This window comes from Lacipirellula limnantheis (genome assembly GCF_007746075.1).
In the GTDB taxonomy this organism is placed as follows: Bacteria; Planctomycetota; Planctomycetia; order Pirellulales; family Lacipirellulaceae; genus Lacipirellula; species Lacipirellula limnantheis.
In genome coordinates this window covers 1,168,530-1,185,683 of the sequence record NZ_CP036339.1, presented here as the reverse complement: position 1 = coordinate 1,185,683, position 17,154 = coordinate 1,168,530, and the positions used below count along the sequence as shown (strand labels likewise).

The 17,154-nt window shown below is 58.9% G+C and carries 15 protein-coding genes; 11 read left to right on the top strand and 4 right to left on the bottom strand.

Annotation, left to right across the window (positions count from 1 at the left end; genetic code table 11):
- Positions 1 to 12 precede the first annotated feature (12 nt).
- The 6 genes from I41_RS04555 to I41_RS04530 all read left to right on the top strand — a co-directional run bounded on the left by I41_RS04555 (position 13) and on the right by I41_RS04530 (position 5,014).
- Complete coding sequence (locus I41_RS04555) at positions 13 to 639, top strand: 4Fe-4S dicluster domain-containing protein (RefSeq protein ID WP_145431327.1); 627 nt, start codon at positions 13 to 15, stop codon at positions 637 to 639.
- A 15-nt stretch (positions 640 to 654) separates the two neighbouring features.
- On the top strand, positions 655 to 1,203 hold the full coding sequence (locus I41_RS04550; protein WP_145431326.1) for a Rieske 2Fe-2S domain-containing protein: 549 nt from the start codon (positions 655 to 657) through the stop codon (positions 1,201 to 1,203).
- Positions 1,200 to 1,430 carry a DUF6755 family protein gene (locus I41_RS04545; RefSeq protein WP_145431324.1) on the top strand — a complete coding sequence of 77 codons (231 nt, stop codon included), beginning with the start codon at positions 1,200 to 1,202 and terminating at the stop codon, positions 1,428 to 1,430. The genes I41_RS04550 and I41_RS04545 overlap by 4 nt, the downstream gene beginning before the upstream one ends.
- Positions 1,431 to 1,449: 19 nt before the next feature.
- A complete protein-coding gene (locus I41_RS04540; protein ID WP_145431322.1) occupies positions 1,450 to 2,631 on the top strand; it encodes an MFS transporter in 1,182 nt (393 codons plus the stop codon).
- 283 nt (positions 2,632 to 2,914) lie between these two features.
- Entirely contained in the window at positions 2,915 to 3,340 is a 426-nt protein-coding gene (gene nrfH / locus I41_RS04535; RefSeq protein WP_261342477.1) for a cytochrome c nitrite reductase small subunit, read from the top strand.
- A 48-nt stretch (positions 3,341 to 3,388) separates the two neighbouring features.
- On the top strand, positions 3,389 to 5,014 hold the full coding sequence (locus I41_RS04530; protein ID WP_145431320.1) for an ammonia-forming cytochrome c nitrite reductase subunit c552: 1,626 nt from the start codon (positions 3,389 to 3,391) through the stop codon (positions 5,012 to 5,014).
- A gap of 323 nt (positions 5,015 to 5,337) precedes the next feature.
- Here the strand turns inward: I41_RS04530 and I41_RS04525 are convergent, their stop codons facing one another.
- A complete protein-coding gene (locus I41_RS04525) occupies positions 5,338 to 6,996 on the bottom strand; it encodes an alginate export family protein (RefSeq protein WP_168206689.1) in 1,659 nt (552 codons plus the stop codon).
- Between the two features lie 246 nt (positions 6,997 to 7,242).
- Here I41_RS04525 and I41_RS27035 point away from each other — a divergent pair, with 246 nt between their 5' ends.
- From I41_RS27035 to I41_RS04515, 3 genes are all read left to right on the top strand, one after another.
- Positions 7,243 to 7,551: a hypothetical protein gene (locus I41_RS27035; protein ID WP_168206688.1), complete on the top strand. Its 309-nt coding sequence runs from the start codon at positions 7,243 to 7,245 to the stop codon at positions 7,549 to 7,551.
- A 555-nt stretch (positions 7,552 to 8,106) separates the two neighbouring features.
- On the top strand, positions 8,107 to 10,329 hold the full coding sequence (locus tag I41_RS04520) for a nitric-oxide reductase large subunit (protein WP_145431317.1): 2,223 nt from the start codon (positions 8,107 to 8,109) through the stop codon (positions 10,327 to 10,329).
- Positions 10,330 to 10,603: 274 nt separating this feature from the next.
- The gene (locus I41_RS04515; protein WP_168206687.1) at positions 10,604 to 11,008 is read left to right on the top strand and encodes an RrF2 family transcriptional regulator; all 405 of its coding nucleotides are present in this window, start codon (positions 10,604 to 10,606) and stop codon (positions 11,006 to 11,008) included.
- Between the two features lie 973 nt (positions 11,009 to 11,981).
- Here I41_RS04515 and I41_RS04510 read toward each other — a convergent pair.
- Both I41_RS04510 and I41_RS04505 read right to left on the bottom strand, forming a co-directional pair.
- Positions 11,982 to 13,988: a glycoside hydrolase family 97 protein gene (locus tag I41_RS04510; RefSeq protein ID WP_261342476.1), complete on the bottom strand. Its 2,007-nt coding sequence runs from the start codon at positions 13,986 to 13,988 to the stop codon at positions 11,982 to 11,984.
- Positions 13,924 to 14,337: a hypothetical protein gene (locus I41_RS04505; protein ID WP_145431311.1), complete on the bottom strand. Its 414-nt coding sequence runs from the start codon at positions 14,335 to 14,337 to the stop codon at positions 13,924 to 13,926. The genes I41_RS04510 and I41_RS04505 overlap by 65 nt, the downstream gene beginning before the upstream one ends.
- A 630-nt stretch (positions 14,338 to 14,967) precedes the next feature.
- Between I41_RS04505 and I41_RS04500 the strand changes: the two genes are divergently transcribed.
- Positions 14,968 to 15,252, top strand: coding sequence for a hypothetical protein (locus I41_RS04500; protein WP_145431309.1), 285 nt, complete (start codon positions 14,968 to 14,970; stop codon positions 15,250 to 15,252).
- A gap of 27 nt (positions 15,253 to 15,279) precedes the next feature.
- Here the strand turns inward: I41_RS04500 and I41_RS27030 are convergent, their stop codons facing one another.
- On the bottom strand, positions 15,280 to 15,438 hold the full coding sequence (locus tag I41_RS27030; protein ID WP_168206685.1) for a hypothetical protein: 159 nt from the start codon (positions 15,436 to 15,438) through the stop codon (positions 15,280 to 15,282).
- 262 nt (positions 15,439 to 15,700) lie between these two features.
- Here I41_RS27030 and I41_RS04495 point away from each other — a divergent pair, with 262 nt between their 5' ends.
- Positions 15,701 to 17,011: a tyrosine-type recombinase/integrase gene (locus I41_RS04495; protein ID WP_145431307.1), complete on the top strand. Its 1,311-nt coding sequence runs from the start codon at positions 15,701 to 15,703 to the stop codon at positions 17,009 to 17,011.
- Positions 17,012 to 17,154: the final 143 nt, after the last annotated feature.

The window sequence follows — 17,154 nt, the reverse complement described above, 5'->3', positions numbered from 1 at the left end:
GAACAAGCCCCGATGTTCGCTTCCGAGAATCGCGAGTTCTTCATTGATCCAGGCCGTTGCATTGGCTGCCAGGCGTGCGTTCATGCGTGCAGCGAGTGCGATACGCACCGCGGACACTCGATGATCCATCTCGAATACATTGACCGCGAGTTGACGCCGCAGACCGTACCCGTCGTCTGTATGCACTGCGACAGTCCGACCTGCGCCGAAGTCTGTCCCGCCGATGCAATCAAAAGGACGGCCGACGGCGTGGTGCAGACGGCTCGCAAACCGCGTTGCATCGCCTGCAATAACTGCGTACTGGCCTGTCCGTTCGGCGTCCCGAAGATGAAGACTGAGTTCGAACTCATGATGAAGTGCGACATGTGCTACGACCGGACATCGGTCGGCAAGAAACCGATGTGCGCCACTGTTTGCCCGAGCGGCGCCCTGCATTTCGGGACGCGCAGTGAAATTGAATCGCTTCGCCAGACGGCGACTCCCGTAAACCAGTTCCAATTTGGTCGGCAGGTGATCAACACGAAAGTTCACATGATGGCCCCCAAAGCGAGAACCCCAGCCTATATCGATGTGGCGGCCGCCCTCGAAGAATATCCGACCGGACAAGACATGTTCCTCAATATCCTTACCGACTTTTGACGGGGATGACTCACGATGATTGATTCCGACCCCGAATTGCACACTGTCCCCCCGGACCGGCAATCCGATGGCCAGCAGCCTCGTTGGCGGCGTGACTTTCCGATCGATTGGCCGCAAGACCATTACGTGGCGCGGCGCGACTTTACGAAGTTTTTATGCCTCACAAGCTTCGCATTCGTTGTGGGACAATGCACCATCGCCTTTCAGAACTGGCGACGGAAACGTCGCGGCGAGCCGCCCATCGTCAAGATCGCCGATCGCCAACAACTGGCAGTCAAGCAGGCGCTTGTGTTTCACTATCCTGACGAGTCGGAGCCATGCTTATTGATTCGGACTAACGAAAATGAATTCGTGGCCTACAGCCAGAAATGCACGCACCTGGCGTGCGCCGTCACGCCAGAGTTCGACGCCAATCAACTTCTCTGCCCGTGTCACCGTGGTTTTTTCGACATGACTACCGGTCGACCCTCGGCCGGCCCGCCACGACGACCGTTGCCGCGCATTACGCTCCGAGTTCGCCGCGATGGCGTTTACGCCACCGGCGTGGAACGGAGGGTGGTGTGAAGAGAATATTTAGCAGGCAGCAACGACTCACCGTCGTCTACGGTATCCTGTGCATCGTGCTGATCCTCGTCATTCTGCAGTTGTGGCTGCTGACCGCCACGATGAACGCCTATCTCGGCGGCGACGAAGGAGTCATCCGGCCTGCTGCCGGCGCGAGCGCCGTCTGTTTAGCCCTGAATCTAGGTTTGCTGAGATATCTGTATCGCATCGAACGCCCAAATCCCTAAACCGAACGATTGTCATTCCATGTCCGCCACCGCCGTCGACCATTCGTTGCCAGCAGACTCCACTGTCTTGGCCACAGGCAATACTCTCCAGCTTACGCTGGCCACCGGCGCCTTCGCGTGTTGCTTTGCGATCTTTGGCTCCGCCTCAGCCATGATGCCAATCCTGCGCGAGCGACTCACACTCAGCAGCCTGCAAGTTAGCGTAGCGATCGCAGTTCCCGTACTGCTAGGAAGTCTGGGTCGGATTCCTCTTGGGATCTTGACCGACCGCCTCGGCGGCCGAGCTGTTTTTCTGGCAGTGATGTGCGCCGCGATCGTTCCCGCCGTCCTGATGGGCTGGGTCACGCAGTACTGGCAATTGCTTGTGTGCGGATTCTTTCTGGGAATTGGCCTAGCGAGTTTTTCCGTGGGGGTCGCCTTTGTGAGCGGCTGGTACCCGCCCCAAAAACAGGGCAGCGCGCTCGGCGTCTACGGAGCGGGAAACATCGGCCAATCGCTAGCAGCATTCGGAGCGCCGACGATTGCAGCGGCCGCTGGTTACGCCTGGGGATTTTGGAGCTTCGCACTGGCAACGTTGCTTTGGGTTGCCGTTTACTTCGCGTTTGCCCAAAACGCTCCGCGTTGCGGACCCGCAAAGTCTTGGGCGGACTATGCCGAGCCGCTGCGTAATCCGATGAGCTGGATTCTCAGCCTCTACTACTTCTTGACGTTTGGCGGTTTTGTGGCGATGGCTATCTACTTGCCGATTTTTCTTACCGACATGTTTCAACTTAACCCCCGCGACGCAGGACTTCGCACAGCGGGTTTTGTCGTGCTTGCGACCTTCATGCGGCCAATCGGGGGTGTCCTTGCCGACCGTATCGGCGGCCGTCGCATTCTGCTTTACGTCTTTCCGATGACGGCTCTGATGGCACTTTTCATGGCGTGCCCGATGATGAGCACGTTCACCATCGGGGCCTTAGGAATGGCCGCCGCGATCGGCCTTGGCAATGGGGCGGTGTTTAAGCTGGTGCCCGACTACTTTCCTAGTTCAGTGGGCAGCGTCACTGGGCTTGTGGGTGCAGCCGGCGGACTTGGCGGTTTTTTCCCGCCGCTTGCCCTTGGCGGCATAAGAGAAGTCTTAGGCACGTTCAGTTGGGGATTCGTGCTGCTCGCTGCATTCAGCCTCATTTGCTGGATTGTCTGTGTTCGCACTGCCTGATCAGCTTCAGCGTAGCGGGCGGACGCCAGAGTGAGCAGCCACGACCGACGGTAGTACATGCCAACGCGCTTCCGAACGTGCTTCGCCTTGCTAGAATGCGTACCTCGTTGCTCGTGCGGAGCTTAAGTCCCAGCGGACTGACAGTTTTCTCTCCAACTCGTTCTGCGCTGCTTCGCCCCGGCGAGGACCAACTAATTTGGATGCCACCGCGCCGCCCACGCAGAGAGAAATCAATGACTCCGGTCCGTCCGCACGTCGGCGCTGGCGACCCTGGACAGTCTCGTTGGCCATCATGCTCGGCGTCCTGGGAGGCGTCGGCGCCTTCACCTTCGGTTACGGCAAGGGGTGGAGCTATCTCAGCAACAATCCCACCACCTGCGCCAACTGCCACGTCATGCAGAGTCACTTCGACTCGTGGCAGAACAGCAGCCACCGCCACGTAGCGGTCTGCAACGATTGCCACCTGCCTCACCATCCGATCGGCAAATGGGTCACCAAGGGAGACAACGGTTTCTTCCATTCGTTGGCGTTCACACTCGAGAATTACCATGATCCGATTCAGATCAAACCCCGCAATCGCCGCGTGACGCAAGGAACATGCATTCACTGTCATGCCGACTTCGTGCACGAACTTTCGATCGGCGGGCCCTACGGCGAACTCCCCGCTTGCGTTCACTGTCACAGCGAAGTCGGCCACGCATTGCGTTAACAAAGCTCTCCTCCTTCGACGCTAAACGCTTCCTCAAGCGAGACCACCATGAATGGCGAACCAGCTCCGCCGACCTCCCCATTCGTTGCGCCCCCGCGGCGTCGCAGCCTCCTCTGGGCCGGTCTCTTGGCCATCGTCGCGGCGATCACCTTCCTCGTCACCGCCCTGCTCGTGACAATTTTCGAACATCGCCAAGAAGCGCGGACGCCCTTCGTCCGCCTCGTCGAAGTCGACGAAACGACGACCGATACCGAGCCCTGGGGCATGAACTGGCCCTTGCAGTTCGACTCATATCGCCGCACGGTCGACGACGACGAAACTGAGCATGGCGGCTCGAGCGCGTTGCCCCCTAGTAAGCTTGAGAAAGACCCCTGGCTCAAACGGCTCTACGCTGGCTACGCCTTCAGCCTCGACTATCGTGAAGCCCGCGGCCACGCCTACATGCTCGGCGACCAAGAAGCGACCGAGCGCGTCACGAAGCGTCCCCAGTCGGGCGCCTGTCTCCACTGCCACGCCGCAATTGCCCCTACCTATCGTCGTCTGGGACTCGAAGCGGCCGGAAAACCTTCCAACCCAGCCTCGCTCGGCTCCGAGTTCAACTGGCCAGCCGTGATGTCGGGATTCGAAGTCGTTGCGGCAATGGACTACCCAACCGCGCATGCCGAGTTACTGAAGACCCCGGACGGCTCGCTCGCCTCGCGACGCTCCCAGGAATCATCAGTCACCGCGAACGTCGAGGAGAACTCTGACGTCGACGCTCACCAAGGCGGCGCTGCTCACCCAGTCGGTTGTGTCGATTGCCATGATCCCCAGACGATGCAGGTCCGCGTCACGCGTCCTGGATTCGTCCGCGGCATTGCCGCGCTCGCCGAAAGCGACGCCGACGTTCCTCACTTGCCAAGCGTCCAGCGTTGGCGCGCCGGCGACCGCCGCCGCCCGTACGACCCCAACGTCGACGCCTCGCGCCAAGAAATGCGTAGCTTCGTCTGCGGCCAATGCCATGTCGAATACTACTGCGGCTCCAAGGAAACGCTCTTCTTCCCTTGGAGCAATGGGCTTCAGGTCGAGCAAATCGAGGCGACTTACGCCGACCACAAGTTCCCCGACGGCACGCCCTTCTACGATTTTGAACATGGTGAAACGGGCGCCCATGTGCTAAAGGCGCAACATCCCGAGTTCGAGCTTTGGAGCCAGGGCATCCATGCCCGTAGCGGAGTAAGCTGCGCTGACTGTCACATGCCATACGAGCGTCAGGGAGCAATGAAAGTCAGCAGCCATTGGGTGCGCAGCCCCCTCCATAACATCAACCGCGCCTGCCAATCGTGCCACAACGTCCCCGAGGCGGAACTCCGCGGGCGCGTCGACCTCATCCAATCGCGGACGAGGGAGCAACTCGATCGGGCCGCCAGCGCGATGACTGACATGCTGGACGCCATTAAGGCCGCCAAGGCGGCGAGCGCGACCGGAGAAATTCCAGCTGACCTAGAGAAGCTGCAACGGCAAGCGATGTGGCGACTCGATTTTATCAGCAGTGAGAACTCGATGGGGTTCCATGCGGATCAGGAAGCGATGCGCATCCTGGGAGAGTCGATTGACTACAGTCGGCAGGCGCAGAATCTCGCCTTGAGACTAGTATTTGAAGCGGCGGAACCAAATGCGCGGAGTTCAGAATAAGCGTCGACACGACCGATGCAGCGCACCTGCGCGGACGCCGACAAATGAATTGCGCAGGCAAACGAACCCTCGCTCCTTCTCAACGAGGCTGCCACTTCGTGCGAGACCTGTCGGTGAACTGCCGCGCTTCAAGCCCCGCGAGCATTTCGCTCGGCCCGCCAACGAACAACAGACCGCTGATACTGTTAAGGTCAAATAGGGGAGGGAGGGTAGGTGCTGAGGACCTGCTTCCATCGCTTCCCATCAGGCTAGGCGCTGCGCTGAGGTCGGCGGCCACGCGCCTTTGCTCTCAACAAGCACCATTGCAATCCGCCTCGGCTTTGTCAGAAGTTCACCTCCCACTGGCTATAGGCAAAGTCCGCGTCTTTTGGCGCCAAAATCTTGTCGCCGCGCCAGAAGTGAGAGTAGCCGAATAGGATGTTCGACCGCGGGCTGATCACGTACTTAGCGATCAGGTCGACTTCCTGACCCAGGAAGCGACTGTCAAGGCTCTGCAGTTCCGTCGCGCCGAGCGCGGGCACGATGTCCCCCCGTTGATCCGCCCGGAAGTACCAGTACCAGCAAAGCAGCTCCCAGTCGGTTTCCGGCGGCTTCGCCGTCAGCAGGACGTTAGGCGACTGAATGTTAGAGCGTGCAACGGCGTCGATGAACCCGAAATACTTATGACCGAGCGGGAAAAGTTGATTGAAGCGGGTGAAGTCGTCGCCGCCATCGTTGCCCGAGGCATAGTCGAAATAAGTCCAAAGCTCGGGTCGCCACTGGTGCTCGGGCGCCTTGCGACCGACGCCAACCGTAGCGAACCCGGCCCGCTGATCCTTATCAAGTCCGCTTTGGCGGCCGAGCTGCACGCCTCCCTCGGTTTCGAACATCCAGTTGTTTTCAAACGTGCGGAAGAGCCGCGAACCAAATGTATGCAGCGAGAAATCGCTGACAATCTCGCCAGGGCGACGGTTGTCATAGCCAATGTAATAGAGATCCAGCGTGTTGTTCGGCGAAGCAGTGTAAACGGCATAGGAGCCGTAGAACTGCTGCTGCCAGTCGGCCTTATCAAAGTCATTCGCGCGCGGGGGAACGTAAGCCGTATAGAACGTATCAATCGACCAAGGTCCATCCTCGTAGAGCAACATGGCCCCTTCGAACGTCCGCCGAGTATTTGCCCAATCGAGGGGCGAAATCAATCGCTGGGCTCCGAACAGCAGTTCCTGCCGACCGACCCGCGCCGTCCACATCCCGTCAGCTACCGAATGTTCGGCAAAGCAATTGAGCAAGTCGCCAAAGTTGTCGTCAGTGAACCTCGGTCGGTACTCACCGCCGTCGGTCGTCGTGTCGGCGTAAATGCCTTCGACGTAAATCCGCGACCCGTCGTCTATCCGCCAGTTGCCGTAGACTCGCATCCGGTTAAGGAACAGATCGAATTCGGTATCTTCAAACCGCAGCGACCCGGGGCCGCTTACGGCGTTGCCCATGCCTATTTCGTGCTTGTACTGGGCGCGATACTGACCGCCTACGTCGAGCGTGCCCCAATCGCGAGCAATTCCAAGCGGCATCAGCTTCAACCGGTCGCCGAAGCAGTAGCCGTGGTAAGCAGGGTCTTTGAGATAGCTGAAGTTATTGAGGTAGAAGACGTTCTTGTGCGACTCGGCGCAGGGGTTCTTCGGCGTTGGCTGCGGGTAGGCGCCGGAGGCGGGGGCGGGACCGTAGCCTTCCGCGCTGATCGCCTCCTCGTCCGTTTCGGCGTCATCATCCCCTTCAGCCTCCTCGGCGTCCCCCGGCTGCAGCATGGCGACGTCGTATGTGCCGCTTCGAGCGGCGGACTTGGCAAAGGGCGCGCGCTGGTCAACCGCGACATCGATAGCGGCGGGCTGATATGTCGAGAGAATCGACTCCTCGCCAAAAGCGGAAAATGGCGCAGCGACCTGAGAAGCTAGCACGGCCCACGGCAGCGCTCGCAGTCGAATTCGTCGCCACATTGATCGAGCCATTCCAGCTCCGTGTAGCCGCAAAAACTCCGCTTCGCACTGGTCGCCAACCAACCGAAGGCAGCTTCGTCGAAACGATTGGCTCGCCGTGAGATTTCCTTGAGGTGACGGCAGAGTCACTGCTATCATTACGCCGTTGTTGCCGGTGCCAACGCCGAACTCTTCCAAGTTTGCGATCGAGACCTCGACCGGACGCTCCGCGGCAAGGAGGGTTCGAAGCGCGAACTGCTCGCCGCAGATCGACAAGCGATGCTTGACCTGCCGCAACAGTCGTTCGACGCCCGCCGCGTGACTCAAGCGTCAGCCAATTCGCTGTCGCTGGTGAAGCATCATCTTAAGCAGCTCAAACTGTCGACGATGCAGCGTGAGTGCGAGAAGACGGCCGCCAGAGCGGCCAAGCTGAACCTCGATCACCTGGCCTATCCTAGCAAAATGGCAAGGGAACTTCACTGCGGCGGTTATCGTTTCAGGTCATTTCTCCGTCTCGGCATAGACGCGATCAAGTTCTTGCTGAAGCGTTCGCAACCGCGAAAGAGATGGCAGCCTCAAGGGAAATGAGCGAGTTAATTTTAAAGGGGGGAACCGCGTTGACGACGTCCAATGTTGTAATCTTCTCAGACGGGACAACCAAGGCATAGCCTCCGCTAGGACCGGATTGTCAGGTCACCGATCCTGCCTGTACCAATTCTTGCAGCACCTTGTGCACGTATCGCCGCTTAACTTTGCCGCGCGCAGCAAATGTGTCGGCCGCTTCACGTTAGTCGACGTTGGTTGCAAGCCCCACTACAGCGCGCACACATTCAGCAGTTTTTGGCAAGATGCTGCATCCTTGATTGGCGACTTAATTCTACACCTTGACATGCACTAATCAATCCTTATATTTGGGCTGCATGGCGGGGACCAATGTCCCATTTTGCATCGATTCGTCATTTCCTTTGGCTCCAGTCGCCAAGCGGATTCCAAGCTGGCCCTTAAAACTATCGAAATGGGGAAAGGCACGACCCCTGCGGTGGCCGAGCACGCCGAAGCAAGCACGCGCCGCTTTTTCTACGCCAGTGTTCGCAGCCAAAGCTGTCCTCGCACGAAAACTACCCCGTAAAGGCGAAGAAGTTCATGAAGCGGCTTTGGCTCTTATTCAGTGCAGTTGTCATCCTCTCTTTTAGCGTGCTCGGCTGGATCGGGACTCGCATCTATCAAGAGGCCCCGCCGATCGCCGATAAGGTAGTGACTACCGCCGGCGTCACGGTCGTGGACTCCGGAGAGATCCAAGCAGGACAAAACGTCTGGCAATCGCTAGGCGGGATGCAAGTGGGCTCGATCTGGGGCCACGGCAGTTACGTCGCGCCTGACTGGACAGCCGACTGGCTGCATCGCGAAGCTGTCTTTATTCTCCGCCGGTGGTCGAACGACGAGTTCCACTCCGACTACGACTCACTCAGCGTCGAGCAACAAGCGCAGTTGAGTGGTCGGCTAACGACCCTGCTGCGCGCCAACACGTACGATCAGGCCAGCGGTACGATCACGATCGATCCGCTGCGCGCTGAGGCGTTTGCGGCCAATCGGGCCCATTTCTCGGACATCTTTTCGAACGGCCATAAGGACTACGCCATACCGGCGGGCGCCGTGACCGACGAATCTCGCTTAAACGCACTGTCGGCATTCTTCTTTTGGTCGTCATGGGCCGCCTCGACGAACCGACCTGACTCCGAGGTGAGTTACACAAACAATTGGCCGTACGAGCCCTTAGTCGCCAATCGGGCCACAGGCGACGCGGTTGTCTGGACCGGCGTGAGCATCATCATGCTGTTGGCGGGCATCTCGGCCATGGCTTGGTGGTATGCTGCGCGCCGTGCTGAAAGCGAGGAATCCTCGCCCCCGACTAGCGATCCGCTGGAGCTTTGGAAGGCGACGCCGTCACAACAGGCCACCGTCAAATACTTCGGGGTCGTCTCGGCCTTGATTCTGCTGCAGATGTTACTCGGCGTCATCGTGGCGCATTACGGCGTCGAAGGGGACGGCTTCTATGGCTTTCCCCTTTCCCAGTGGCTCCCCTACAGCGTAGCGCGGACTTGGCACGTGCAAATCGGCTTGTTCTGGATCGCTACTGCTTGGCTCGCGGCCGGCCTTTTCATTGGTCCTTTGGTGAGCGAGCAGGAGCCGAAGGGACAACGCCTGGGCGTCAATGTTCTGTTCGCGGCATTGCTCGTGATTGTCGTGGGATCGCTAGCGGGCGAGTGGCTCAGCGTCCACAACTATCTGTCGGACGCCGTTTCGTTCTATTGGGGTCACCAGGGCTACGAATATGTCGATCTGGGGCGCATCTGGCAAATAGGCTTGCTGATCGGTTTGCTGCTTTGGTTGTTTCTAATGGTTCGCGTGCTCCTGCCGGCATTACGCCAACAAGGCGAGCAAAAGCAACTCGTCGCACTACTCGCCGTGGCCTCCACGGCCATTGCTCTCTTCTATGGAGCCGGGCTCACGTGGGGCCGGCACACGAACCTGTCTATCGTCGAATACTGGCGTTGGTGGGTCGTCCATCTGTGGGTCGAAGGCTTCTTCGAAGTTTTCGCCACGACAGTGATTGCTTTTGTCTTTATGCGACTGAATCTGATAAGGCCCGGCATCGCCGCGGCGGCGGCCTTGCTTTCTGCAACAATTTTTCTCGCAGGCGGCATCATCGGCACTTGTCATCACCTGTATTTTTCGGGAACTCCCCCAGTCGCCCTGGCGTGGGGCTCCGTCTTTAGTGCCTTGGAAGTCGTTCCCCTAGTGCTTGTTGGCTTCGACGCGACGGAGGACTTACGGCGATCGAGAACGTCTCCGTGGGTACTCCGCTACAAATGGCCCATTTACTTTTTTATCGCGGTGGCCTTCTGGAACATGATCGGGGCGGGATTATTTGGATTCATGATTAACCCGCCCATTGCTCTCTACTACATGCAGGGACTCAACACGACCCCGCTCCATGGTCACGCGGCACTGTTTGGCGTCTATGGTATGTTGGGAATTGGTCTGATGCTTCTCTGCCTGCGCGTGTTGGTGCCTGGCGTCGAATGGAAAGACGGCCTGCTGCGGTTCTCATTTTGGGCACTCAACGGCGGCTTGATGGCCATGTGTCTTCTCAGCCTGCTCCCTGTCGGCCTGATGCAAACATGGGCCTCGGTGGAACATGGATACTGGTACGCGCGTAGCGCGGAGTTCATGCAAACTGCTCTAATGCAGAATCTTCGCTGGATGCGCGTGCCGGGCGATACGCTATTTTTTCTGGGTGCGGTTGCACTTGTAATCTTCGTGGCGGGCTTGAAAACCGGACACTCCTTTAGGAATTCAGCATAGTGGCTTGCTCTCTTGCAATATATGGTAGGGGGCGGTAGCTATCCGCAACGTGATAACCCCAATGGGTCCACCGCGTAGCGAGTCGCTAGTCGCAACCGCGCGGGCTATTGGTCAATGGCATAAATTGGCTGGCCGCCAAGGGCGACCGCGTCACTACCCAACGCGCCCGCCGCCCAATTGGATGACGGGGCCGATAGGTCGGCCGGTTAAATATCGCATCCGTTCGACTAACGTTGAGCTTTCCACAATCATTTTCGGCGCCGGGTCAATCGTTATGCGTCTAAACCGATCGACGCTCTATGCCGTCGTGGCGGTTCTCGAATTGCCCGACGACAAGAACGTTAAGCCCCTGTCTTGTCGGCAATTGTGCGAGCAAGCCGATTTGCCCGAAAGGTACCTCTTGCAGATTCTCCGCAAGCTCGTTATCGCTGGCGTCGTGGATAGCGTTCGCGGCGCCGAAGGCGGCTTTCGATTGGCCAAGCCGCTAAATCGGCTGTCACTATTGGAACTTGTCGAAGCGGTCGACGAACTGCCGCAGTTCAATGTCGAAACGCTAAACGGTCTGTCTTCGAGCGCGCAGTGGACTATCGGCGCGACTATGGCCGGCATCCGTGAAGACGCGCGTAAGCGGCTCGGGGCGTTCACGCTGGATAGACTTCAGCGTCAGCGACATGGCTAGCAACGCTACGACGGCGAAGGCGAGTCATATTGATCTTTGCGCATCAAACGAAACCCTGGTACAGCTAGCATCGCAAGAATTCTCATGGGACCTCGGGGCAGGTGCGACGGAGCTAGAAGCTCGCCGTTGTCACGCTGCGGAATGTTTCCAGGCAGGGGAGTCTCATCGCACGGTGGCTGACCGGTTCGGCGTGAATTTAAAAGCGCCAAGCGTTGCAAACGTGCGTGGCATCCGTGGATCAACTTCCTCGCTATCTTGCGGTGACAGCCGCCAAATTGTTCACCAAGAACGAGGAAGACCCGTTATGAAATGCACGGTGACACTTGGGCGAGTTCTGCGCTGCGTAAGTGATTGAGTTCAGCTGGCCAAGCAACACGAACCGCGAAGAGTGCGGTGCCCAGTAGCAGCAAGAGAGTTGATGCCAGCTCGCAGAGTCGCCGAATGCGCAGCGCATTCGTCTCGAAAGTGCGCAACGGCGATTTGGCGGCCCGTCTTCAGCCAAGAGACTACGGGTCCACCACGCCAAGAGATGTGCCATGCCGCCAAAATGGAAGGCGGCATTAGTCGCGCAGTCATTCTTCCAATCCTACGCCAGTCGGCATTTTGTCATAGTGACGCCGTAGTGTCACGGTGATAAAATTAGGGCACCACGGGTGCTCGCCGAGCCGGCATTGCCGATTTCGACTACCGTGGAATGAAGCGTGTCACGGCCCTGGCCGTGACACGTTTTTTTCGTTCATAGATAGTCGCGTGCCATTCGCTCGGAGGGCCGGCACGCTTGGGCTATTGCAACCTTCGCCCTTTTACGCCCATAGACTGATTTTCGCTCCAGAATCGGGCACTGTTGAGGGGCTAATGGGCAAGGGCTTGTCCAATCTTCACCTCGTACTTCACAAGCGGGTCTCATTTACCTTAAAGCATGCGATCGCCGGGCTCCTGCGGCCAACCTGCCAAGCTCCGAAGCCGAAGCGGCTCATTGGGCGCGTATGACAGCGACAAAGCCGCCGCCGGGGGCCAGCGCGATATGCAACGGCGTTGCCGCGGTAACGACTCGCTGTTGCTTGCTCAAGGAATTTGGCAGCGATTCATCGAGTGAGCCGTCGGCGTAGAGCGTGGCCTCAAACTCGCCTGCTGAGAGAAAATCCAGGGGTACGTCTATCTCGCGCGGCGTCCAATTGGTGATACCGCCCAAGTACCACGCATTGCCCTGGCGGCGTGCCAGGACAACGTACTCGCCCGGCTCGCCAATTAGGAACCGTGTTTCATCCCAGGTGGTCGGAACCTCGGTGAGGAAATCGAAACCTGGTTGTCCCTCGTAAGCGCTCGGGTCGTCGGCGACCATCGGCATTGGGTTCTCGTACACGACGTAGAGCGCCAGATTGTGACAACGGGTGCCCATCACTACCGGGGCGCGGTCGCGGGGGGTAAACTCGGCTCGAGAAACGGAGCGAAAGCCGCCGAGGTGGTAGTCCACCGGGCCGGCCAGGGCGCGCGTGTAAGCCACGTTGACGCTGTGGGCTGGCGTCACCCCGTCGCTCCACTTGGCATACTCAAGATTCATCACCCCTTCGCGGTTGAACAGGTTGGGGAACGTGCGCTGTTCACCGCTGTACTTCGGCGAGCCATGGATTTGGATGTGCAGGTGATGTCGGGCGGCGCTCGCCAACATCCTTTCCGTGAACTCGTTCATCTCCTGGTCGTCCCGGTCGAGGAAATCGACCATCAGTCCCTGGACGCCCCATGTTTGGTACAACGCGAACGCTTCCTCCAAATGCTCACTGAGCGGCTTCCAATGGACCCATAGTCGGATGCCGACGCCGCGTTCGCGGGCGTAGTCGATGATCTTGGGAAGCTCCAGTTCAGGGCGGGCCCTGCGGACATCGGCGTCCGGCGACGGCGCCGCGTAGCTTGCCGAGGATTGAGAGTACCAGGCGCGGCCGTCGCCAGAGACGGCATGGTAGGCAATGTTGTTCGCAGCGCAGAAGTCGATGTACCGCTTGTGCCGTTCCAAGAAGGCATGGCGCGCAGCAGCGGGCTGGTAGTCATCCTCGAACGCGCCGTACCACCAATGAAAGCTCGTCTTGCCGGGCCGGAGCCACGAGAAATCGCCGAGAGCGGGTGGCGGCGGGTCGTTTAGGCACAGTAGTAAATTGCTTTCGAGGAGCTTGCCCGCGCGGTCGGCCAGCAGCACGACGCGCCAGGGACTCTCACACGGCGTTTGGCCCACCACGCTCGTGTCGGGACGCGACGGAAGGGGCGACAACCGACAGCTAAACGTTGCGGGCTTCTCGACGGGACGCTGCAAATACATGCCGGCGAAATGGCGGACGCGAGCTTCGGTGATCGCCGCCGCCGTCCCGCCGGGCCACGTCAGTAGCAGCGGCATCTCCAGCAGTTTGTTTGCGGGAATCTCGGCAAGCGGCTTATGCTCATAGAGCGACTCGTGGGACGTCGTAAAGCTGTCCAGCGTATTGAAGAGCGCCTGCGGCTCGCCCAGGACGTCGAATTGCGTCGCTTCATCTTGGATTTCGCACTCCCCCAGGCGATCCTGCGGCAACAGTCGGTAGCGAAAGGCGACGCCGTCGTCGTAGGCGCGAAGCTCGACCTGCCATTGGACTCTCGCGTCTCCGCTGGCCAGGTTGACGACGGCGGACGAGCAGCGGTTGGCTGCCGTGGTCGTTTTGCCCCAGGGCAGCGTAAAGCTTTCGTCAATGCTGCCCAGTTGCACGTCGATGATTCGGGCGTCCTCGCCCAACGGCCTGCCGACATTGAGCACGGGGCCCAGCGGCGAGGGGCCAAAGAGCTTGCGGCCGTCTCGCTTGATCGTATACCGAACCTGATCGGCATCTTCGCTGGCCACTCGCAAATCGATGGCGTTGCGACCATCAGGCGAACAGATTGCCGCCCGTAGACCGTCAGCACGACTGGAAAGTGGTGCAAGAACCAACCATACCAGCAGCACTGTACTGATCGACGTCATGGCGCTTAGAAAGCGGCAGCCGAATGACGGCAAGCGGAGCATCATTTTTGCCACCCAAGGTGCGGAGTTCAGCGACTACATCAAACAGTGCCTGGTCCACTCGCAATTCTAACACAGTCATCATTCGCCCGGGCTCATTTCTCGACTGCTCATCCGCCAAGCCCACGGCGACCAACTTGCCGTAGAGCTTGGAATCGAAAGACGCGAGCCATTGGCTTGTTGCCAGTGGCGGCACGGTGTTCGTGCCGATCGCATGGGCCAATTGTTCGACGTGAACTTTGATCGCTTCGGCTTGTCGCTTGGCGACCTTGCCGAGTCGAATCGTCTTTCGCTTGCCCTCCAGCGCCACGAAAAAATGCGCTTGCGGCCGTTTTCGTCTCCGATGCTTACCATAAAGGGGATGCTCCTAATGGTTATTCGCGGCAATCCGCAATGGTCGGATAAAGCTCGGTTCTTAAGATTCTCGCTCCACGACGTGAAGCCGGTTCGGCCGACGGGAGTAGGTGTCCAGTAGTCGGCCGAATCGGCGGATCGTTTCCTGTCGCCGCCGCGCCAGTTAGCTTGGACGCGTGCTAGGGAACTGGCGCGGCGGTCTATTGCTATGCCGCCAAGTTGTCTTTCTGCCGGCGATGCGAAACCAACGCGACCGCGTGGGGTTTACCCAAGTTGGCGCCGCTCTTCTATTCCCCCTTGCGGCGCCACGCGGAGGGAAACCGCGAAAAACGCCACGCCGACCCTTGGCGCTTCCGCGGGGGCCGGCGTGGCTCTTTTTTGTCGGCAAGCTCGGCGCCGGTCGCGAAATTCGGGCATTGGGTTAGGTTCCTCATGGGGGTGTTTGCTCTCGCGATATTCGCGTCTCACGTCTCGCATCGTGGCTGGGTGCCGTGTTGGCAAAGCGTAAGGATTTCATAAATCTGAAAGTGAAGGGAACCGATTGACATTACAAGACACGCCGGCAAAACATCACTGAGGGCGCTACATGGTTGCGATTTCGTATTCGTTTCGCTCATGGCAAATCGTTGCAGAGCTTCCGTATGCTGGTTCGCTAAAGGACGTGCGGGATAAAATCGACGCGTTGCAAATTGTGCATTGGCTTCGCGAAGTATCAGACTTCGCGATCGTATTTGGGTTTCGCGGCTATCGCTTCCGGTTGGAATACGTCAACGGCCACGTCGGCGTTTGGGGCAATGACGAAAGTTGCCCCGTGGGAATTCACTTGGCGATTCTTGGCCTTTTGATTGAAGCGTTAAGGCCGCAGCAGTAGGCCCGCACAGCCCGGCGGGCCAATCGACTACGCGGCGTATCGTCCGCTCCAAGTCGGCGGCGTCCAGCCCCGCGGCTCGTCTGGATTGAACGCTTTGCGGATGGCGAAGTCTTCCGCGTGCCAAGCGGATCGAATCTCGGCGCACATTGCCGCAATATCTTCTGGCACCGGGTCAATTGGCTGCACCCATCCAATCGTTCGTTGCCAATCAGGTCGGAGGATGCCGGCATCGTGTTAAGCACCTTCAAGGACCGAGTCGTTCATCGGCGGTCGCGGGAAATCGGACGACGCGGCCTATCAGGCTGCGCTGACCCAGTGGCAGACCGTGAAAGCGAAGATTGATCTCGCAGCGCCATCGCCTCACCACGGCGCCTACGCCGCCGCCATTGCTCAGTGGGAGGAAGTTCTCACTTGCTCGCGACGCAATGACGATGACCCGATGGGGAACGTGGCGCTGGAGAAGCTCGGTCGATTGAGAAGCGACCAACAGCGCGGTGTGCGAAAGCCGCCAAGCCGAGAGGATTTGTTCGCGAACTATTTTTTGCCTGAAGTACGTCGGCCGAAGCTTGAAGCCGCCTATCGAGAGATCGGAGCTCTGGCAGAGTCACTGGTTGCGGCGACGCTGCCCAGTCGGCAGGTCTCGCAGGACCCTGTGACCGAATATGAAAAAGTTCCTTCACCGCTCTCTCGTGCGATCGTTCCCGCTCCTCACGCAATGTTCCAACCCGATCCGCTCACGATCGAGAGCGTGGTTTGGGAAGATCGTCTCAAGACGATGCGCCGTCAGGCGGTAGATCAGGAGCTGACGATCAAAGTCCAACTCCAACGTTTCCTTGCACTCCAGGGTTCCAAGGTCGATGCCAACCTGCTTTCACTCGGCCGTCAGCAAACGTTGGGCATCCACTTGAATTCATTCGCTGATTGGCTCGGCGGCGGCGCTGCTGTGACCGAGATCAGCGGACAAAAGCTCTTGGCTTATCGCGCCTATCTGCTGGAGCAAGTAACGCGTGGCAAGTGGATGCTAAGCACTGCCAGCGAGCGCCTGGGAAGCGTCAAGTCGTTTGTCCGGTGGCTTTGGCGCACCGAAGCAATCAAATCGCTCCCCAGACTGCTGGATGCCGGTTGTCATGAACTGGAAATTGGTAAATCTCGCGGGGCCATTGAGACCTTCACGAAGGCGGAGATTGGTCGGCTTTTATCTGAGGCATCGCCGCGGACTCGGCTCTACATTCTGTTGACGCTCAACACCGCGATGACCCAAAAAGACATTTCGGATTTGAACTGGGACGAGGTCGACTGGCAGGCGGGGCGGATTATTCGTAAGCGATCAAAGACACGAAGATTCGATGCGACCCCGATCGTTAGCTACAAGCTCTGGCCGGAGACCTTCAGGTTACTAACGAGCGAGCGAAGTTCGGACGGGGCAGGGCGAGTGCTCTTGAACGTAAACGGCGGTCCGCTGTGGAGCGAAAGCATGGACGATGCAGGCGCCTATCGAAAAGTCGACAACATTCGCAGCGCGTTTGAACGATTGCGGCGCAAGCTGGGGATTGGCAAGCCATTCAAATGCCTCAAGAAAACCGCCGCGTCGGAGATTGCTGGAAGTAAGGAGTATCGAAGTTTGCGAGGGCTGTTTTTGGGGCATGCACCGACTGCATTGGCCGACATTCATTATGCCAACGCACCAGTTGAGTTATTCGATGAGGCCCTGTCGTGGCTGCGACGTGGATTAATTGCGGAAGCGGTGGAATCTTGCTAGGCGTTGTTGCTCCAGTTGCGTTCGGCACCGCCGAGCGAAGCGACTTCCGCTTCGCAGTGATACAATTCGAACAAGAACTTCACGCCGCCGCCTGCACCGCGGGCGAAGGGCTGACCGATACGTATGCGACTCGCCCGAGTCTC